Below are 17,365 nucleotides of genomic sequence, written 5' to 3'. Positions count from 1 at the left end.
GCCTCGCTCTTCGACGTGCTTCAGGCCCGGAGCGGGTTCACCGCCGCCGGGCACTCCCAATACGTGTACTCACAGGTCTCCAGGCGCTCATCGCAGGGGACCTTCACCACCGTCATCAGCTCGCACGGGTGACGAGGTGCTTCCGTCTCCCGCGCGCCTATCGCCCGTGCGTCCTCGCTCCGGACGGCCTTGGGAGCCTCGGGCGGAGCCACCACGGCCCGGCGCTCCGTCCTGCCCTTGCCATGCGCCGACACCGGCGCCTGGGCTTCCCGTCGTGCCTCTCCGGCGGGCAAATCCCCCGGCGGACAGGCTCCCGGCAGCAGCCCCGGCACGGTGCCCAGCACCGCGCCCAGGACATACAGCTTCCTGTTCATGTAACCCCCTTGCCGGCTCGAACCGCCGGCCACGCCCTACGACGCAGGCCAGTACCGGTTCGGCGGCAGGGACGTCACTAGCCGGGGGGTCTGACATTCCCGGCGCTTCTGGACAGGGTGGCCTTTGCCACCCGTCTTCGGGGGCAGGTGAAGCGTCGGGTATCGGAGTGTCACCGGCTGAGGCTAGGATGGCGCGCCTTCGGAGCCGTCACCGCCCATGCCATTCCAGATCACCGTTCACGCGCAGGACCGAATCCTCGAGGTCGTCTATCCCCCGCAGGTCACCTCGGCGGACCTCACCGAGTACCTCACGGAGGTGAAGAAGGCGATTGTCGGCTTCGCGGGGGAGTGGTCCGCGCTGGTGGACCAGTCCCAGTTGCGGGTGATGCCCACCGACGTGGTGGCCTCCATGGCGGCGCTCAACGCGTACGCGCAGTTGCACGGGATGAAGCGCTCGGCGCGGGTCGTCAGTGACGCCCCCTCCGGCCTGCAGGCGTGGCGGATGACGAAGCGGGCCATGCTCACCATCCCCACGCGCACCTTCGAGACGAAGCCGGAAGCCCTGGAGTGGCTGCGCAACCCCGAGGCGGACTGAAGCGCCCCACCCTGCGCGGCCCCGGCGTCTCCGGTAGAGTGTGAGCCCCGCCCGGCCTTGCGGGCGGGCCCGTTCCACTTCAGGAGTCGTCTCTTCATGCACCACATCCGGAATGGCGCCGCCCGGCAGCTCTTGGGCGCGCTCCTGTGTTCTGTCGCCGTCACCGCCTGTCAGCCGGTCCCCGAGTCCCCCACCGGTGAGCCCGAGGTTCCGGAGGAGACGGGCTCCGGCGAGAGCCCCGTGGTGTACGGCACGGATGACCGCTTCGACGTGTACGCGCACGCCAGCGCCACGCTGCGCCAGCGCGCCGAGCAGTCCACCGTGGCGCTGATGTCCCCGGACATGCTCGACACGTCCAACCCGGACGACGTCGGCTTCTACGCCTACACGCTGGGCGAGTACGAGAACCTGTGCACCAACCAGCGCTTCTGGAACGACCCGGCGGCCGCGTGGTGCTCGGGCACGCTCATCGACGATGACCTGGTGCTGACGGCGGGCCACTGCGTGGAGAACGCGGCCGACTGCGCCGACACGCGCTTCGTCTTCAACTACTACAACACGGGCGCCGACACCCTGCAGAAGGTGACGACGGCGGACATCTTCTCCTGCAAGGCCATCGTCACGCGGCGGCTGGACTCCGGCAGCGGCAGCACGAACCTCGACTACGCCATCATCCGGCTGGACCGCTCCGCCGCGCCGCGCTTCACCCCCGCGCCCGTGCGCTCGGGCAACACCGCGCTGACGGCGGGCGAGGGCGTGGCCGTCATCGGCTCGGGCAGCGGCATCCCCTTCAAGATTGATTCGGGCGGCAAGGTGCGCACCGCGCGCGCCAGCACCCTGGACTACTTCGTCGCCACCACGGACACCTTCGCGGGCAACTCCGGCTCGGGCGTCTACGAGACCGCCAACCACACGCTGGCGGGCATCCTGGTCCGCGGCGACGAGGACTACGTGCGCAGCGGGAGCTGCTACGTCGTCAACAACTGCCCGGAGACGGGCTGCGGGGGCGAGGAGATCACCTACGTCCAGCCCGCCATCACCGCGTTCTGCAAGGTGGCCACCAGCCAGCGCCTGTGCGGCACCACGCAGCCTCCGACGGGCGGCTCCACCTTCACCTTCTCCGCCCAGAACACCTACAGCGCCACGGTCAACACCACCAACAAGACGGTGGCGCTGACGGCGGGGCAGAAAATCACCGTGGGCACCTGCGGCGTGCCGGACGCGGCCGTCGTCGGTGACTCGTACCTGCGCCTGTTCGGCCCGAGCGGCCTGCAGGTCGCGGAGAACGACGACGCGTGCAACGGCCGGGGCTCCCAGCTGAGCTTCACCGCGACGGCGGCGGGCACCTACGAGGTCCGCGCCGGCTGCTACGACACCACCACCTGCTCGGGCACCGTGGCCTGGAAGCTCGAGGGCGGCGGCTCCACCCCCGCGCCCACCAGCGGCACGTTCGACTTCTCCGCCACCGCCACCAACAGCGCGCGCACGGGCACCACGAACCAGGACGTCACCCTCACCGCCGGCCAGTCGCTGTCCTTCGGCACCTGCTCGATGACGGGCGCCTCCGGCACCGGCGACACCTTCCTGCGCCTGTACAACAGCGCGGGCCAGCAGGTGACGAGCAACGACGACGCCTGCGGCTCGCTGTCCCACGCCACCTACACCGTGCCCGCGGGCGCGGGCGGGACGTACCAGATTCGCGCTGGCTGCTACGGCGCCACCACCTGCTCCGGCACGGTGGCCTGGACGCTCCGGTAGTCCCCGCTGACACACGTCACCTGACTCACCGGGGCGGGCGGTCCGTGGAAGACGGGCCGCCCGCTTCTGTCTTCGGGGCCACTTCCTCCACGCACGCCGGGCCAGCGGCCTGCCAGCCCCAGACACCGGGCCGTCCCGCCTGCTCAGGCCGCGCTTGACACACCGGAGGCCCGGGAATAACGCACGGCGACATGAGCACTGCCCGGTTCCCGCCGTCCCCGACGCGCCCGATTCTCAACGAGGGTCCGTTCCGCGCCCTGCTGCTGGAGAACATCCACCCGTCCGCGGAGGAGCTGCTGGCCGCCGAGGGCTTCCAGGTGGAGCGCGTCAGCTCCGCGCTCAAGCCGCTGGAGCTGGCCGAGCGGCTCAAGGGCGTGCACCTGCTGGGCATCCGCAGCAAGACGACGGTGCCCCCCGAGGCGCTGGTGCACGCGGAGGACCTGCTCGCCATCGGTGCCTTCTGCATCGGCACCAACCAGGTGGACCTGACGGCCGCCAACACGCACGGCATCCCCGTCTTCAACGCGCCCTTCAGCAACACGCGCAGCGTGGCGGAGATGGTCATCGCGGAAATCATCGTCCTCACGCGCCAGCTCTTCGACCGCAGCCGCGAGGTGCACACCGGCCAGTGGCGCAAGGTGGCCACCGGCAGCCACGAGGTGCGCGGCAAGACGCTGGGCATCGTCGGCTACGGCCACATCGGCTCGCAGCTGGGCGTGCTCGCCGAGTCGCTGGGCATGCGGGTGATGTACTTCGACGTGATGACGAAGCTGCCGTTGGGCAACTCGCGCTCGGTGGCGACGCTGGACGAGCTGCTCGCCGAGTCGGACTTCGTCACGCTGCACGTGCCGGCGCTGACGTCCACGCACATGATGATGGGGGCCGAGCAGCTCGCGAAGATGAAGCGGGGCGCGTGCCTCATCAACGCCAGCCGGGGCACGGTGGTGGACATCGCCGCGCTGGCGGCGGCGCTCAAGTCCAAGCACCTGGGCGGCGCGGCGGTGGACGTCTACCCGGAGGAGCCGGAGGGCAACTCGGACGGCTTCGTGACGGAGCTGCAGAACCTGCCCAACGTGGTGCTCACGCCGCACATCGGCGGCTCCACCGAGGAGGCGCAGGCGTCCATCGGCAAGGAGGTGGCCACCAGCCTCTCCAAGTTCTTCCGCACGGGCGCGACGACGGGCGCGGTGAACTTCCCCATGGTGGAGGCGCCGCTCATCCCCGGCACGCACCGCATCCTCAACGTGCACCGCAACATCCCGGGCGTGCTGCGCGACATCAACCGCATCGTCTCCGACCTGAACGCCAACATCCACGCCCAGGTCCTCAGCACCGACGCCAACATCGGCTACCTGGTGATGGACCTGGACCAGGACGTGTCGCGCCCGGTGTGTGACGCCATCGCGGGCCTCACCACCGACATCAAGACGCGCATCGTCTCCTGACCGCGCGCCGCGCCGCGCTCAGGCGTCCAGCACCTTCCCCGGGTTGAGCAGTCCCCGGGGGTCCAGGGTCCGCTTGAGCGCGCGCAAGAGCACCAGCTCCTCCTCCGAGCGCGAGTAGCCCAGGGAGTCCTTCTTCAACAGGCCGATGCCGTGCTCCGCGGAGATGCTGCCCGCGTGCTTCCTCACCAGCTCGAACAGGGTGGGGTCCGCCTGCTTCGTGTGGGCGAGGAACTCCGCCTTGTCCATGGCGTCCGGCTTCATCACGTTGACGTGCAGGTTGCCGTCGCCGATGTGGCCGAAGAGGCAGATCTCCCACCCCGGGTAGCGCGCCTGGAACACGGCCTCCAGCTCCGCGCAGAAGGCCTCCAGGCCCGCCACGGGCAGCGAGATGTCGTTCTTGTGGGGCAGGCCCGTGGCGGACAGGCTCTCGCTGATGCCCTCGCGCAGCGCCCACAGCTCCTGGGCCTGCGAGGCGCCCTGCGCCTGGGTGCCGTCCGTCACCAGCCCCCGCTCGAACAGCGAGCCCAGCCAGGCCTCCACCGCGGAGGCGTCACGCGCCTCGGCCTCCAGCAGCACGTAGCAGCCGCTGTCGGCCTCGAACGGTGAGCGCAGCTTGCGGTGGCGCTGCACGCGGGACAGGCAGCGGTCCGTGAAGAACTCGTAGGCGGAGATGACGAAGGCCGTCTGCTCGCGCGCGTCGCGGAACAGCCGCAGCACCGCGGCCACGTCCGGCACGGCGAAGAGGAAGACGTCCTGCTTGCCGGGCACCTGCGTCAGCTTGAGCGTGGCCTCGGTGATGACGCCCAGCGTGCCCTCGCTGCCGATGAAGAGCTGGCGCAAGTCCAGGCCGGTGTTGTTCTTCTCCAGCGCGCCGTTGAGCTCCAGCACGCGGCCCTCCGCCGTGACGACCTGCAGGCCCAGCACCCAGTTGCGGGTGAGGCCGTAGCGGATGACCTTCACCCCGCCCGCGTTGGTGGCGATGTTGCCGCCCACGGTGCTCGAGCCCTTGGAGGCGAAGTCCACCGGCCACGTCAGGCCGTGCTCGGCGCAGTGGCGGTGCACCGCCTCCGTCACCGCGCCCGCCTGCACGCGCACCGTGTTGCCGAGCAGGTCCACCGGCCCCATGCGCGCCATGCGCCGCAGGGACAGCACCAGCTCCCCCTTGGCCGCCACCGCGCCGCCCGCCAGGCCCGTGCGTCCGCCGGAGGGCACCACCGCCACGCCGTGCCGGTGGCAGAGGGCGAGCAGCCGGGCGACCTCGTCCGTGGTGCGGGGCAGCGCCACCGCGCTGGGGGCCGGGGTGTACACGCGCGTCCAGTCGCGGCCGTACTCCTTCAGCTCCTCGGGCTCCCGGGTGAGGAAGTCCTGGGGGAAGCCCTCGGCGAGGGCGGCGAGGAAGTCTGCGGGGAGCGCGGCGTCGGAGGACATGGGCCTCAGGCGTATTGCAGGCGCCCGCGTATGACAAGGCGCGCCGTGGGCCGCCGGTCGCCTGGAAGACCGGCGGGAAATCCCGGGGAAAGGCCAGGAAAATCCCCTCAAGGTGTATATGCGGCGGGGCTTCGTGCGCCCTGCCCACCCCCGTCCCAGGTTGCCCCACATGTCCCCGAGTCGAGTCCTCCGAAACCTCGTGCTGTCGACCGCGGCCGTGCTGCTGCCCTCGACGCTGGCCTGGAGCGAGACGCCCCAAGTGGACGTGCCCTACGTCTTCGAGACGGTGGACAGCTACGCCATCACGGAGGCCAACGTCATCGAGATACGGGGCGTGCTCCAGGGCGAGAGCGCCCCGCGGACCTTCGAGTTCGAGTTCTACTCCAACCCCGCGTACTACGACGCCAGCCAGCATGGCTCGCGGTGCGACCGGATGGCGCTGTTGGCCATGACGCGTCCGGGGCGCTACCTGCTCGAGCTGAAGGTCCAGCGATGGATTGGCGGACAGCCGTCCTGTCGCCTCACACGCCGCACGGCGCAGCCCACTCCCTGACCGCCAGGACGAGGAGCACTTCCATGCGCACGACGCGAGGCAGCTGGCTGCCGCTCGCGCTGGCCCTGACGACGCTCCACGTCGGCTGTGGCAGCGGACTGGAGAAGGGCGGCGAGGAGACACGACCGGACTCGGACGGTGACGGAGTCGTGGACGCGCAGGACTGCGCTCCGACGGACAGCCAGCGCTGGCACGAGCTATGGGGTTACGCGGACACGGACGGGGACGGCCGGGGGCATGGCCTCCGGGAGAGGGTCTGTGCCGCCCACGGCCTGCCTCCGGGCTGGACCGCGCAGGAGGGAGACTGCGCCCCGACGGACGCCAGCGCCTGGCGGAACGCCTCGGGGCTGTATCCGGACTCCGACTTGGACGGGGCCACGGGTCCTGGCCCCGTGAGCGCCTGCGTAGGGGACCTCCTCCTGCGCTACCGCGAGCAGCCGGGGCCGCCGGACTGCGATGACCAGGACGGGCGCTACCAGGAGTCCACCGTGGTCTACGCCGACGTGGACGGGGACGGCGTGGGAGATGGCGCTGCCCCCCTCACCGTCTGCGCCAGGAAGCCTCCGCCCGAGGGCTACGCGAGCGTCACCGGTGACTGCGCGCCCGAGGACCCGCTGCGCGGCGTGACCCGCGACTACCTCTACCGGGACCAGGACCGGGACGGGATGGGCGTGGAGACCTTCGGACAGCTCTGCCTGGGCCGCGACGAGCCGCTGCCCGCGGGGTACCTGGACGCCTGGATTCCCGCGGACTGCGACGACACGGATGCGACGAAGTACCGGATGGCCGAGTTCTTCGTGGACACGGATGGGGACGGGTTCGGCGCGGGCCTGGGCGTGTCCTCCTGCACGGGCCACACGCCGCCCGCCGGCCACAGCTTCGTCAGCGGCGACTGCGCGCCCGAGGACGCCGAGCGCTGGCGGCGGTTCGACTACACCTACCGCGACGCGGACGGTGATGGAGACACGGTGTGGTCTCCCGGGAACGTCTGCGGCGGCGCCCAGCTTCCGCCGGGCTACCTCACCACCGGGCAGGGCGACGACTGCGATGACCGGGATGCCACGGTGCGCGTGCGCTGGGAGCTCTACCGGGACGCGGATGGAGACGGCGTGGGCGTGGGCCCCAGGAGCTTCGTGTGCGCGGGCACCACGCGGCCCACGGGCTACGCGGCGACGGGCGAGGACTGCGCGGACGACGACGCCGCGCGGTGGCAATGGCTGTCCTATGCCTATCGGGACGTGGATGGTGACAAGTACACCGTGGCCGCCCCGGGCCAGCTCTGCGCGGGCGAGGCGCTGCCCGCCGGCTACCTCAACTTCTCCGTGGGCCCGGACTGCGACGACATGAACGCGTCGGTGCACAAGACGCTGCGCACGTGGCCGGACCTGGATGGGGACGGCGTGGGCGCGGGCGTCGCGGAGGACCAGTGCACGAACGGGCAGACGCCCGCGAACAGGTCGCTTCTGGGGAGCGACTGCGCGGACGACGACTCAAGTCGCTGGATGAGCCATTCGTATCGGCACGTGGACCGCGACGGGGACGGCTTCACCACGCCCGAGGCTGGAGCGCTCTGCGCCGCCGCCACGCTCCCCGCGCCCTACTTCATCCAGGCCACGGGCAATGACTGCGATGACGCGAACGCGGCGCTCATCCGCTGGGCCGTGCTGTACCCGGACAACGACGGCGACGGCGTGGGCACCGAGCCCCGACGCATCCTGTGCATCGGCACCACCGTGCCTCCGGGCCTGTCCATCTTCGGCGACGACCCGAACGACCATGACCCGTCGACGATGACGGACCCCGAGCACGAGGCACTCGAGACCTTCATCCTCGACTTCTGAAGAACATTCCCTCGTGTGACATCGGACGAACGCTCGTCCGGTGCCGGAGCGGGACACAGCGACCATCAAGCCCTTGCATTCATGCGAGGGCGGGTCCATTGTGTTTGACGGCGCGGGCAACCGCGCTGTCCATGACCTCCTCCTACTGACACCTCCGCTCCTCGAAGCGCACCTCGCCCTCGGCTCTCTCGAGTCCGTGCGGGCGTCGAACGTGCTCGGCGTGAGTCCACGCGGACAGCGGAGTGTTCCCCAGGAATCCAGAGCATGCGCCACGAGCCCTCGCGGCCCGTGACGTGTCCCTTCCCTGTCCCACCGCGGCCTTCCGGCGCGGAGCGCCACCCGTGCGCGCGGCGGGACCCAGCCACTCCCGAGGTCTTCGTATGCAATCCCAGACGCGCAAGCTCACCTACCACGTCGCCACCACCCTCGACGGCTACATCGCCCGCGAGGACGACTCCTTCGACTGCTTCGTCTTCGAAGGCGACCACGCCACCGAGTACATGGCCACGCTGCGGCACGACTACGACACGGTGCTGATGGGCCGCCGGACGTATGACGTCGGCCTGAAGTTCAAGGTCACCGACCCCTACCCGTACCTGGAGACGTTCGTCGTCTCACGCAGCATGAAGGAGACGCCGAATCCCCGGGTGAAGCTCATCTCGGACGACGTCGTCGGCGCGGTGCGCGCGCTGAAGGCGAAGGAGGGCAAGGGCATCTACCTGTCGGGCGGTGGCGCCCTGGCCGCGCAGCTCTTCGCCGCGGGGCTGGTGGACGAGGTGCTCGTCAAGCTCAACCCGCGGCTGCTCGGCTCGGGCATCCCGCTGGTGTCCAGGCTGGACCGGCAGCTCAACCTGGAGCTGCGCTCGACCAAGGTCTACCAGAACGGCGTGGTGCTGCTGCGGTACGACGTCCAGCGCTGAGCGCGTGACGCACGCGAGGCACCCGAAGTGGGCCTGCTCACTTCGGGTGGCCTCCGCCCTCCGGCCAGAAGCCCAGCACCTTCTCCGTCGCGCCCAGCGAGGACCACTCCACCTGTCCGCTGAGCACCCGATGTCCGTGGGAGAGCGTCAGTCGCTTCCACAGCGGCACATCGCCGCGTCGCGAGGTCTCCCAGGCCGACCAGCTCACGCCCCCGGTGGCCTCCACCACGCGCGCCAGCACCCCGTCGAGCTCCGAGTCGGGCAGCCAGCGCAGTGAGTCCAACACCCAGTTCACCTCGGCCTGGATGGCGCTCGGCCGCCCCAGCACCGTGGCGAGCGCCCGGGGGCCCTGGCCATTGGGGACGAAGGACACGCCGCTCGGCCGCAGCACCGCCCAGCCCGAGCGCCCCTGCCCATCCTCTCGCAGCGTCGCCGGATAGAGGACCGCGTTCTCCAGCCGCACTCCAGAGCGCGCCAGCCCTCGCAGCGGAGCCTGAGTGTGCAGCTCGAGCAGCGTGGCGACCAGGTTGGCCTCCATCAGGTAGGGCACCGTGACGCCCGGCGTCCCATCCACCTTCAAGGAGAACAACCTGCCCACCTGGATTCCGCCCGGCGCGATGGAGGACAGGGGCACCGACACGGCCTCGCCGAACACCGGCGTCCACATGAGCCGCTCGTTCGTCATCGTGAGCCAGCCGGAGCGCAGCAGCATCATGACCATCGGGACGACGAGGAGCGCCATCAACAACCAGCCCCCCACCGGACGCCCATCCACCGGCAGGAAGTAGCTGAGCGCCGACACACCCAGCAGCGCCAGCGCCAGCGAGGACCAGCGCAGCGGTGTCTGACGGACAGGCACGGAGCCGGAGCGCTGCGTCTGGAAGAGCAGCACCTCGCCCTCCTGGAGGTTCTGGGACACCTGCTGTTTCGCCAGCGTGTCCAGCCGGCGCAGCTCCGTTGCCAGCGCGATGGGGCCGGACACGAACGCGTGGCGGGACAGCCGCCGACGCACCAGCGGCGCCAGCCGCCTCGAGCGCGCGTCAAGCTCGCGCAGCACGCGCATCAGGGGCAGCGACTCGGGCCAGGCCTCGCGCTCGGCGCGGCGCTTCGCGTGCTCCAGGGCCTCCGTGACGCGGGGCTGTTGCTCCAGCCACTCCTCGACGAGCGTGGGCTTCGCGCGCAGCTTGCGCTTCCAGGCGCGGCTGCGCAGCGCGGACTCCAACACGGTGGTGTGCGCGTGCGCGGACTCCAGCACCTCCGCGCGGCCCTCCAGTTGGAGACGCACGTCCTCGGAGGTGGGGCCTTCGCGAGGCGCCCGCTTGGCGAGGTCTTGTCGGGACATGGCTTCGGGGGAGGTTACCGGGTCGGCACGCGGGATGCCCAGGCGTGGAGGCGCGCGAGGACGGCGCTCCGCTCCTTCGCGCCGGGCGTGCCCACGAGCGCCTCTTCGCCACGCACCAGGTGGACCTCCCGTGCGCCTTCGACACCTGGAGCCACGGACCTCCCGGTGCACGCCGGGCACGAGGCGCGCCATACGACGCACGGCTCGGGCATCGAACGCTCAGCCGATTCGCCCACCCTCAGGCAAAGCGGGGCAGGCCCCTCGGGCCATCACTCACCTCGTTGCTCCCGCTCGAGCCGGCGCATCTGCGCCCACAGGCGCAGCTCGTGCGCGGCGTCCTCGTCGTCGGTGTCCCTCGACGAAGCGGTGGGGTACCCCGCTTCTTCCTGGACGGGATGCGCCGCCTGCCTCGGCTCTTCCTGACCGCTCTCGTCCGGCCACGTCTCCGTCCTCCCGGGAGTCGTCCGAGGCCCGCTCGCGACGTGCGGCTCGCGAGGCACCGGCTCCGCGTATACGGGCGCAGCCTCGGCAGCAGACCGGCGCGGAATCCACAGCTCTGCCGTGGAACGGGCACGAGGCGCGGCCACGGCGCCCTGGACGCCGGAGGCCTGGGACGCGGAGATGCCCTGCGGCAGCCCCGACGAGCTGAGCCCATCGTCGTTGTCCAGCTCCCCCAGCGGCGGCACACACACCTCCGAGGGAGACACCGGCGTGGATTCGACGCGCACCGGATTGGGGAACGGCGCGCCCCGCAGCATCAGCGGGACAGGCGTCGTGGGCCCCTCCACGGGCAGCGGCGCGGGCTCCGACTCAATGGGCGCGTGCGGCGGCGACGCGAAGGGATGGGCCCAGGCCCCCTGCGCCCCGGCCCCCCCGGGAGCCGCCACCTCGGTGGAGGCTCCCGGGGGCGAGGTACTCACGGGCGGCGGAGAAGCCCCTCCCTCACGCCACATCGGCGCGGGGTTCCCTGCCGTGGCGAGGGACTCGACCCGACGGGACAGACGCGGAGCAGGAGGCCGCGTGCGGATGGAGGGCGACATCGCGGGAGGTGGAAGGGGACGCCGAGGCTCCGGGTCCATCGCGTTGTCCGAGAGCATCATGCGCGCGCGAGAGGACAGATGCGCGTCACTCAAGGGCGGCGCGGGCAGCTCGTCCGTCATCCCCTCGACCAGGTGGGGCGCGACCTTGCGCACCCGCGCCACCCAGTCCGCCGGAGGCCCCATGGCGCGCCGAGCCTGGACGTCCCGCAGCCAGTGCTCCGGCGGCCCCACGCTCACCGCGGGCGCCGTCACCATCGTGATGGAAGCCAGGGGCATCGGTGGCCCCCGGGGCGCGATGATGGGCGGCCCGTGGTTCGCGGGACAGGCGCGCTCCGGAGTCAACCGCGCCTGGGAGAGCGCCGCGGCGAAGTCCGCCTCCTCCTCGGAGAGCACCGCCCGCGCCCAGTCCTTCATCCGCCGGGCGACGGAGCGCAGCCACCCACCGGACACCTGTCCTCGCGCGCGGTCAACCACGGGTGATGGACTCGAAGACGAGGGTGAGTGAGTCGACGGCGATCTGCTGTCCGAGCACGTCCAGCGGAGCCGCCCGCCACTTCTTCGGCCAGGCCTCGTTGAGGTCCCACCGCAGCTTCTGCGTCATCCCATCCCCCTCCAGCAACAGCACGGAGACGTTCTTGCGCGACGGCCCCCCGTTCATCGACGCGAGGAACCAGTTCCACAGCTCCGGGGACTGCGTGACGCCGTAGCGCAGCGTCAAATCCCCGTGCATCACGGGCCCCGCGAGCCGCTCACGGGGATGCGGCGTGATGACCTCCACCTCCAGGTCGGTGCACTGGGTGAAGTGCCCCTCGTTCACCCCGTCGATGAGCAGCTTGAAGTTGTACGCGCGGAACGGGTCCACGCGCGTGCCCGCCCCCTGCCGCGATGGGGCCACCCCGGTCGCCTTGGCATCAGCCATGGGTCACCTCCTCCACTTCGTCGAGGGCGCTCGGCACGTCAGTCCTCCTTCAGCGGCAAGCGGGTGGGCAGCGGTTGGGGCTCGGCGGCCGGCGCCTCCGCGGGTTCCAACTGGGTGACGACGGGGAAGCGCACGCGGTGCACCACGGGCACGGGCCGCTCGCGTCGGACCGGCAGGCGCAGCCGGAAGCCGGGGCGCGGAGGCACGCGCAGCCCCGCCCAGAGCGTGGCGGGCACGGGCGTCAGGTCCACGTCGAACTCCGCCTCCTCCATCGCGGAGAAGACCAGCTCGCCGAGCAGCCGGTGCGCCTGTTCGGGAGACTCCGCGCCGGCGGTGACCAGGTAGCAGACCGAGAACTGCGGCGGCCCCCGGCGTCCACCCCGCGCGGGAGGCGCGGGCCCCAGCTCCAGCAGGTACAGACACACTCCGCGCTCGATGGCCTCCCGGTCCGGGACGCCGAGGAACACGGGCGCTTCGCCGGCGACGCGGCTCACCCATGCCTTCAAGCGTTGATCGACTTCGTCGATCATCCGGTCCCCCCAGGTCCTGGGCCGGCCTCCACGGAGCCTGTGAGCTCCGTGATATCCGGGCTCGCAAGGTCGCACCGACCGAGGGGCACCGGAAGTGCTCCCGGGGACAGCGCCGACGTCGCGAGCCCAACAGGCCCCCAGCTACGACACCCGCTTCGTCCGGCGGAGCACACGCGCGATGCACACGAATGAACCCACGACAAGTAGGCCCGGGGCGTACCTTCGACGCCATGGGCCGCACCCGGTGTCCATGGATGCGCGCGCATCGCGTCCTATCGTGGACCGCCTCGAAAGAACTCATGCCGCGCGCCCTCCTGCTGACCCTGCTGCTCGCCACGCTCGCGAAAGCCACACCCGCCGAGTTCGCGTCCCCCACGTCCGAATCCCCCGAGGCGCTCGCGAAGGCGATGCCCGTGCTCGCCAGGGCCCTGCTGAAGGACCCTCCGGACGAGGATCTGGCCACCCGACTGGGCCAGCGCTTCCGGTTCCAGATGGTGTCAGGTGACTTCGCGGGCGCGGTCGCGTCCATCCGCGAGCTCCGGCCCCTGTTGGAGGCGAACGCGGCGACGCAGGGCATCACCTTCCTGCAGTACGAGGCCCACGCGCTGGCGAAGCAGGCCCAGGCCGAGCGCGGGACGCCGTACGCCGACGCGCTGCGCGAGGCGTTCGACCAGACCTTCGGCGCGCTGGAGGACCGGGTCGCGCTCGATGCGCGAGGGATGTTCCTCTTCGACCTGGAGCGGGCGCGACGGGAGCTGGACACCCGACTCGCCGAGGCGCGCAAGGCGGGGCGGCTGACACGAGCCCAGGCGGTGGAGCTGGTGCGTCACTACCAGGTCCATCAGGTGTTCCAGGAGCTCTTGCCCGCGAGCGAGCCCCTGTGGACCCGGGACGAGGCGCGCCGCTACGTCATCGAGGAGGACGTCCTGGTGCCCACGCCCGACGGGGCACAGGTGTCCGTGACCATCGCGCGTCCCCGGAAGACCCAGGTGCCGCTGCCCACGGCGATGTCGTTCACCATCTACGCCAACACCTTCAACAAGCAGGAGGCGGTGCGCTCGGCGGCGCATGGCTTCGCGGGGGTGACGGCGCTCACGCGAGGCAAGCGCAACAGTCCCGAGGCACCGGTGCCCTTCGAGCATGACGGGGACGACGCCATCGCCGTCATCGACTGGGTGAGCCGCCAGCCGTGGAGCGATGGGCAGGTGGGGATGTTCGGGGGGAGCTACGAGGGCTTCACGCAGTGGTCCGCGGCGAAGCGAGGGCACCCGGCGCTCAAGGCCATCATGCCGTCGGTGCCGGTGGCGCCGGGCATCGACGTGCCGATGCAGGGCAACGTCTTCCAGGGCTTCTTCTACCGCTGGCCGCGCTACGTCACGCTCGACAAGGGCCTGGCGGACGCGGACTACTTCGACGGAGCGCGGTGGGATGCGCTCCACGAGCGCTGGTACACGAGCGGCGAGCCCTATCGCGCGCTGGAGCGGCTGGACGGGCGTCCCAACCCCTTCTTCCAGCGCTGGCTGGAGCACCCGACGTACGACGCGTACTGGCGGAAGATGATTCCGTACCGTCAGGAGTTCGCGCGCATCCGCATCCCCGTGCTCACCACGACGGGCTACTACGACGGCTGTTCGTTGAGCGCGATGTACTACCTCACCGAGCACCTGAGGCACGCGCCGGACGCTCGCCACTACTTCGTCATCGGGCCGTATGACCACATGGGCGGGCAGCACGCGTCGAGCGACGAGCTGATGGGCTATCGCATCGACCCCGTGGCCCGACTGGACGTGCATGCGCTGCGCTACCAATGGCTGGAGCACGTGCTGAGACAGGGGCCGCTGCCCGCGTTGCTGAAGGACCGCGTCAACTACCAGGTGATGGGGGCGAACACGTGGAAGCACGCGCCGGACCTGGCGCGTGTGAGCAACGGCGCGGTGGAGCTGTTCCTCGCGCCCTCGACCACGGGCGCTCCGCACCGGCTGACGGCAGCGCCGCCCACGGCGAGCACCCGGCAACGGCTGCGTGTGGACTTCAAGGACCGCTCGCCAGGGCCGCACTACGAGCCGTCGGACATCGTGTCCACGACGTTCGAGGCGCCGCGCGACGGCTTCGTCTACGTCGGCGAGCCGCTGACGCAAGCCCTGGAGGTGAGCGGGCTGTTCGCCGGGCGGCTCGACTTCATCACCAACAAGAAGGACTTCGACTTCTACGTGGTGCTCTACGAGCGCACGGCGAAGGGGGAGTACGTGTATCTGTCCTATGTGCTCCAGCGCGCCAGCCACGTGGCGGAGCGCGAGCAGCGGCGGCTGCTCGTTCCAGGCAAGCGCCAGCGCCTGACGTTCCAGAGCGGACGGATGACCAGCCGCAGGCTCGAGGTGGGGAGCCAGGTGGTCGCGGTGGTCGCCATCAACAAGCACGCGCAATCCCAGCTCAACCTGGGCACGGGCAAGGACGTCAGCGACGAGCGCCTCGCGGACGCGAAGACGCCCCTCGAAATCACCTTTCTCCCGGGCAGCCGGCTCACCCTGCCCGTGTGGAGGCCGCCCGCGCCCTGAGCCCTCGGGCGCTCACGGCCGCCTCGCCTCGCCCGTGGCCCGCTGGGACGTCGACGCATCATGCCGCGCCCGCCACTGCCGCACCTCGCGCGCCAGCGCCTCCGTCGTCCGGGGCGCCTTGCGCAGCGCCTCCTCGGCCTGCCTCGCGAGCGTCCTCGCCTGCTCGCGCGAGCCGTCCGAATCCCACGTCGCCCGGGCCAGCGAGAACAGCGCCTTGGCCCGGTCCGCCGGAGTCACCTGCGCCTTGCCCGCCAGGAGCACCGCCTCCTGGAGCGTCGCGAGCGCCGCGCGCGGCCCCTCCAGCCTGCGCTTCGCCTCCGCCAGCAGCGTCAGCGTCGACACCAGCTTGGGGTGCTCGGGCCCAAGGCCCTTGCGCCGCATCGCGAGCGCCCGCTCGAACCCCGCGTGCGCCGCGCCCAGCCGCCCCTCCGCCAGGTCCGCCTTCGCCAGGTTCTGCAACACCGAGGCGACCCGCGGATGCTCCGGCCCCAGCGACTTCTCCCACAGCCCACGCGCCAGTTGCAGCAGCGGCCGCGCCTTCCCAGGCTCCCCCAGGTCCAACATCACCGAGGCCAGGTTGTTGTACGTCAGCGCCAGGTCGGGGTGCTCCGACCCCAGCAACCGACGTTGCACGGCCAGCGCCTCCCCATAGGACTTCTGCGCCAGCCGCGACTCGCCCAGGTCCGCGTACGCGGTGCCCATGCTCGTGAGCACCGAGGCCACCCGCGGGTGCGTGTCCCCGTGCACCGCCAGCAGCGCGGGCATCGCCTCCTCGTAGCGCGCCAGCGCCTCCGTGAGCTTGCCCTGGAGCTGGAGCGCGTCCCCCAGGTTGACGCGCACCATGTTCGTCGACGAATGCGCCACCCCCAGGCGCCGCTCCCCCAGCGACAACGCCTCCTCGTAGCGCGCCACCGCCTCCTCCACCCGCCCCTGCAGCCGCAGCGCCGTGGCCACGTTGTTGAGGTGGCTGACACACACCGGATGCTCGCGGCCGTACGCGCGCTGCTGCAGCTCCAACGCGCGCTCGTAGTAACCGCGCGCCTCCTCGTAGTGCCCCTGGAGGTTGAGAATCAGCCCCAGCGCCGTGAGCGGCGCGTCCAGCCGCGGGGACTCGGGCCCATGCGCCTGCTCGAACAGCTCCAGCGCGCGGCGGAAGTCCTCCTGCGCGCGGACAGCCTCGCCCTTGCGATGGAACAGGTGCCCCCGGAACAAATGCAGCTCTCCAGCCGCCCCGGGCGCCTGCCGGATGTCCAGCCGCTCCAGCGTCGCCTCCGCCAGCCGCACGGCCCGCTCCGCCTCCGCGTAGCGCGCATGCCCCTGGAGCTCCGAGTCCGCCAGCCCCATGAGCGCGCGGACCATCAGGTCATCGTCCCGCCCCGCCAGGGCCGCCAGCTGCGCCGCGTCGAAGACCGCCGCGGCCTCGGTGAAGCGCGCATGCGCCTTCTCCACCAACCCCAGCAGGAACAGCGCCGACGCCTCCATCGGCCGATACCCCGTCTGCCGCACGGCCTGGAGCACCTCCTCCGCCACCTGCCGCGCCCGCGCGTGCTGCCCCGCCTCCTGCAACGCCATGCCCTCCGCCAGCCGCGCCTGCAAACCCTGCAATCGCTGACGCACCACCGGGTCCTCGGGCAGCGGCACCACGCTGGCCAGCGCCTCCCGGTCCGCGCAGGGCAGCAGGTCCGGCAGCGCGTGCGCCGCCTGGGGCGCGCGCTCCAGCACCGCCGCGTCCCCTTGCAGCATCAGCGTCACCGACGCGCGCAGCGCCTCGCGCCGCCGGTCCAGACACATGCCCCGCAAATCCAACATCCGCCCGGACTGCTCACCGCGCACGTGCGTGGCCTCGCACGAGTCCCGCTCCATCCGGGCAATCGCCTCCGCGTACGCATCCAGCCGCCGCGCCGTCGCGCCGAAGCCCTCCTGGGCCAATGGCAGACCCGACGCGGTGAAGACCGCCTCCAGCTGGCCGCGCAGCGCCTGGGCGCCGATGTGCTCAACTTCGATGCCTCGACCTCGTCCACCCGCAAGGGCGAAACCGCCTGCGATACGCTGCGCAACCTGGAAG

Annotated in this window: 14 protein-coding genes and 1 pseudogene; 8 read left to right on the top strand and 7 right to left on the bottom strand. The window is 71.2% G+C overall.

The window, feature by feature from the left end; translation table 11 throughout:
- Nucleotides 1-20: 20 nt before the first annotated feature.
- A complete protein-coding gene (locus FL311_RS16920; protein ID WP_141326168.1) occupies nucleotides 21-374 on the bottom strand; it encodes a hypothetical protein in 354 nt (117 codons plus the stop codon).
- A 217-nt stretch (nucleotides 375-591) separates the two neighbouring features.
- Here FL311_RS16920 and FL311_RS16915 point away from each other — a divergent pair, with 217 nt between their 5' ends.
- The 3 genes from FL311_RS16915 to serA all read left to right on the top strand — a co-directional run bounded on the left by FL311_RS16915 (nucleotide 592) and on the right by serA (nucleotide 4,172).
- Nucleotides 592-969, top strand: a complete 378-nt coding sequence (locus FL311_RS16915; protein WP_046716184.1) for an STAS/SEC14 domain-containing protein — start codon at nucleotides 592-594, stop codon at nucleotides 967-969.
- A gap of 96 nt (nucleotides 970-1,065) precedes the next feature.
- Nucleotides 1,066-2,727 (top strand): serine protease, encoded by a 1,662-nt coding sequence (locus FL311_RS16910; protein WP_141326167.1) that lies wholly within the window; start codon nucleotides 1,066-1,068, stop codon nucleotides 2,725-2,727.
- Nucleotides 2,728-2,918: 191 nt separating this feature from the next.
- Nucleotides 2,919-4,172 (top strand): phosphoglycerate dehydrogenase, encoded by a 1,254-nt coding sequence (serA, locus tag FL311_RS16905; protein ID WP_141326166.1) that lies wholly within the window; start codon nucleotides 2,919-2,921, stop codon nucleotides 4,170-4,172.
- 18 nt (nucleotides 4,173-4,190) lie between these two features.
- Here serA and FL311_RS16900 read toward each other — a convergent pair whose 3' ends face one another.
- Entirely contained in the window at nucleotides 4,191-5,600 is a 1,410-nt protein-coding gene (locus FL311_RS16900; RefSeq protein ID WP_141326165.1) for an FAD-binding oxidoreductase, read from the bottom strand.
- A gap of 169 nt (nucleotides 5,601-5,769) precedes the next feature.
- Here FL311_RS16900 and FL311_RS16895 point away from each other — a divergent pair, with 169 nt between their 5' ends.
- The 3 genes from FL311_RS16895 (at nucleotide 5,770) to FL311_RS16885 (ending at nucleotide 8,914) form a co-directional block, all read left to right on the top strand.
- Nucleotides 5,770-6,153 (top strand): hypothetical protein, encoded by a 384-nt coding sequence (locus tag FL311_RS16895; RefSeq protein ID WP_141326164.1) that lies wholly within the window; start codon nucleotides 5,770-5,772, stop codon nucleotides 6,151-6,153.
- A gap of 23 nt (nucleotides 6,154-6,176) precedes the next feature.
- Nucleotides 6,177-7,994 (top strand): hypothetical protein, encoded by a 1,818-nt coding sequence (locus FL311_RS16890; RefSeq protein ID WP_141326163.1) that lies wholly within the window; start codon nucleotides 6,177-6,179, stop codon nucleotides 7,992-7,994.
- Between the two features lie 380 nt (nucleotides 7,995-8,374).
- Nucleotides 8,375-8,914 carry a dihydrofolate reductase family protein gene (locus FL311_RS16885; RefSeq protein WP_141326162.1) on the top strand — a complete coding sequence of 180 codons (540 nt, stop codon included), beginning with the start codon at nucleotides 8,375-8,377 and terminating at the stop codon, nucleotides 8,912-8,914.
- A gap of 37 nt (nucleotides 8,915-8,951) precedes the next feature.
- Here the strand turns inward: FL311_RS16885 and FL311_RS16880 are convergent, their stop codons facing one another.
- The 4 genes from FL311_RS16880 to FL311_RS16865 form a co-directional block, all read right to left on the bottom strand.
- Nucleotides 8,952-10,256: a hypothetical protein gene (locus FL311_RS16880; protein WP_141326161.1), complete on the bottom strand. Its 1,305-nt coding sequence runs from the start codon at nucleotides 10,254-10,256 to the stop codon at nucleotides 8,952-8,954.
- A gap of 269 nt (nucleotides 10,257-10,525) precedes the next feature.
- Nucleotides 10,526-11,770: a hypothetical protein gene (locus FL311_RS16875; protein ID WP_141326160.1), complete on the bottom strand. Its 1,245-nt coding sequence runs from the start codon at nucleotides 11,768-11,770 to the stop codon at nucleotides 10,526-10,528.
- On the bottom strand, nucleotides 11,763-12,215 hold the full coding sequence (locus FL311_RS16870) for a phage tail protein (RefSeq protein ID WP_141326159.1): 453 nt from the start codon (nucleotides 12,213-12,215) through the stop codon (nucleotides 11,763-11,765). Before FL311_RS16870 ends, FL311_RS16875 begins: the two co-directional genes overlap by 8 nt.
- A 38-nt stretch (nucleotides 12,216-12,253) precedes the next feature.
- Entirely contained in the window at nucleotides 12,254-12,709 is a 456-nt protein-coding gene (locus FL311_RS16865) for a hypothetical protein (RefSeq protein ID WP_228556914.1), read from the bottom strand.
- A 335-nt stretch (nucleotides 12,710-13,044) separates the two neighbouring features.
- Here FL311_RS16865 and FL311_RS16860 point away from each other — a divergent pair, with 335 nt between their 5' ends.
- Nucleotides 13,045-15,300 (top strand): CocE/NonD family hydrolase, encoded by a 2,256-nt coding sequence (locus FL311_RS16860; RefSeq protein WP_194869233.1) that lies wholly within the window; start codon nucleotides 13,045-13,047, stop codon nucleotides 15,298-15,300.
- Between the two features lie 12 nt (nucleotides 15,301-15,312).
- Here the strand turns inward: FL311_RS16860 and FL311_RS46300 are convergent, their stop codons facing one another.
- Entirely contained in the window at nucleotides 15,313-16,644 is a 1,332-nt protein-coding gene (locus FL311_RS46300; RefSeq protein ID WP_368668575.1) for a tetratricopeptide repeat protein, read from the bottom strand.
- A gap of 615 nt (nucleotides 16,645-17,259) precedes the next feature.
- Here FL311_RS46300 and pyrB point away from each other — a divergent pair.
- Nucleotides 17,260-17,365: pseudogene (gene pyrB / locus FL311_RS46295) on the top strand (aspartate carbamoyltransferase catalytic subunit); the annotation flags it as partial.

This window comes from Myxococcus sp. AB025B, from assembly GCF_006518215.1.
Taxonomy (GTDB): Bacteria; Myxococcota; Myxococcia; order Myxococcales; family Myxococcaceae; genus Myxococcus; species Myxococcus fulvus.
Note: the sequence above shows the minus strand (reverse complement) of the source record. Positions and strands in the feature narration are given on the sequence as shown.

Bases quoted from the DNA above. Each gene is read 5' to 3' on its own strand.
- FL311_RS16920 (WP_141326168.1), bottom strand. From the start codon at position 374: ATGAACAGGAAGCTGTATGTCCTGGGCGCGGTGCTGGGCACCGTGCCG.
- FL311_RS16915 (WP_046716184.1), top strand. From the start codon at position 592: ATGCCATTCCAGATCACCGTTCACGCGCAGGACCGAATCCTCGAGGTC.
- FL311_RS16910 (WP_141326167.1), top strand. From the start codon at position 1,066: ATGCACCACATCCGGAATGGCGCCGCCCGGCAGCTCTTGGGCGCGCTC.
- serA (WP_141326166.1), top strand. From the start codon at position 2,919: ATGAGCACTGCCCGGTTCCCGCCGTCCCCGACGCGCCCGATTCTCAAC.
- FL311_RS16900 (WP_141326165.1), bottom strand. From the start codon at position 5,600: ATGTCCTCCGACGCCGCGCTCCCCGCAGACTTCCTCGCCGCCCTCGCC.
- FL311_RS16895 (WP_141326164.1), top strand. From the start codon at position 5,770: ATGTCCCCGAGTCGAGTCCTCCGAAACCTCGTGCTGTCGACCGCGGCC.
- FL311_RS16890 (WP_141326163.1), top strand. From the start codon at position 6,177: ATGCGCACGACGCGAGGCAGCTGGCTGCCGCTCGCGCTGGCCCTGACG.
- FL311_RS16885 (WP_141326162.1), top strand. From the start codon at position 8,375: ATGCAATCCCAGACGCGCAAGCTCACCTACCACGTCGCCACCACCCTC.
- FL311_RS16880 (WP_141326161.1), bottom strand. From the start codon at position 10,256: ATGTCCCGACAAGACCTCGCCAAGCGGGCGCCTCGCGAAGGCCCCACC.
- FL311_RS16870 (WP_141326159.1), bottom strand. From the start codon at position 12,215: ATGGCTGATGCCAAGGCGACCGGGGTGGCCCCATCGCGGCAGGGGGCG.
- FL311_RS16860 (WP_194869233.1), top strand. From the start codon at position 13,045: ATGCCGCGCGCCCTCCTGCTGACCCTGCTGCTCGCCACGCTCGCGAAA.
- FL311_RS46300 (WP_368668575.1), bottom strand. From the start codon at position 16,644: ATGGGGCTGGCGGACTCGGAGCTCCAGGGGCATGCGCGCTACGCGGAG.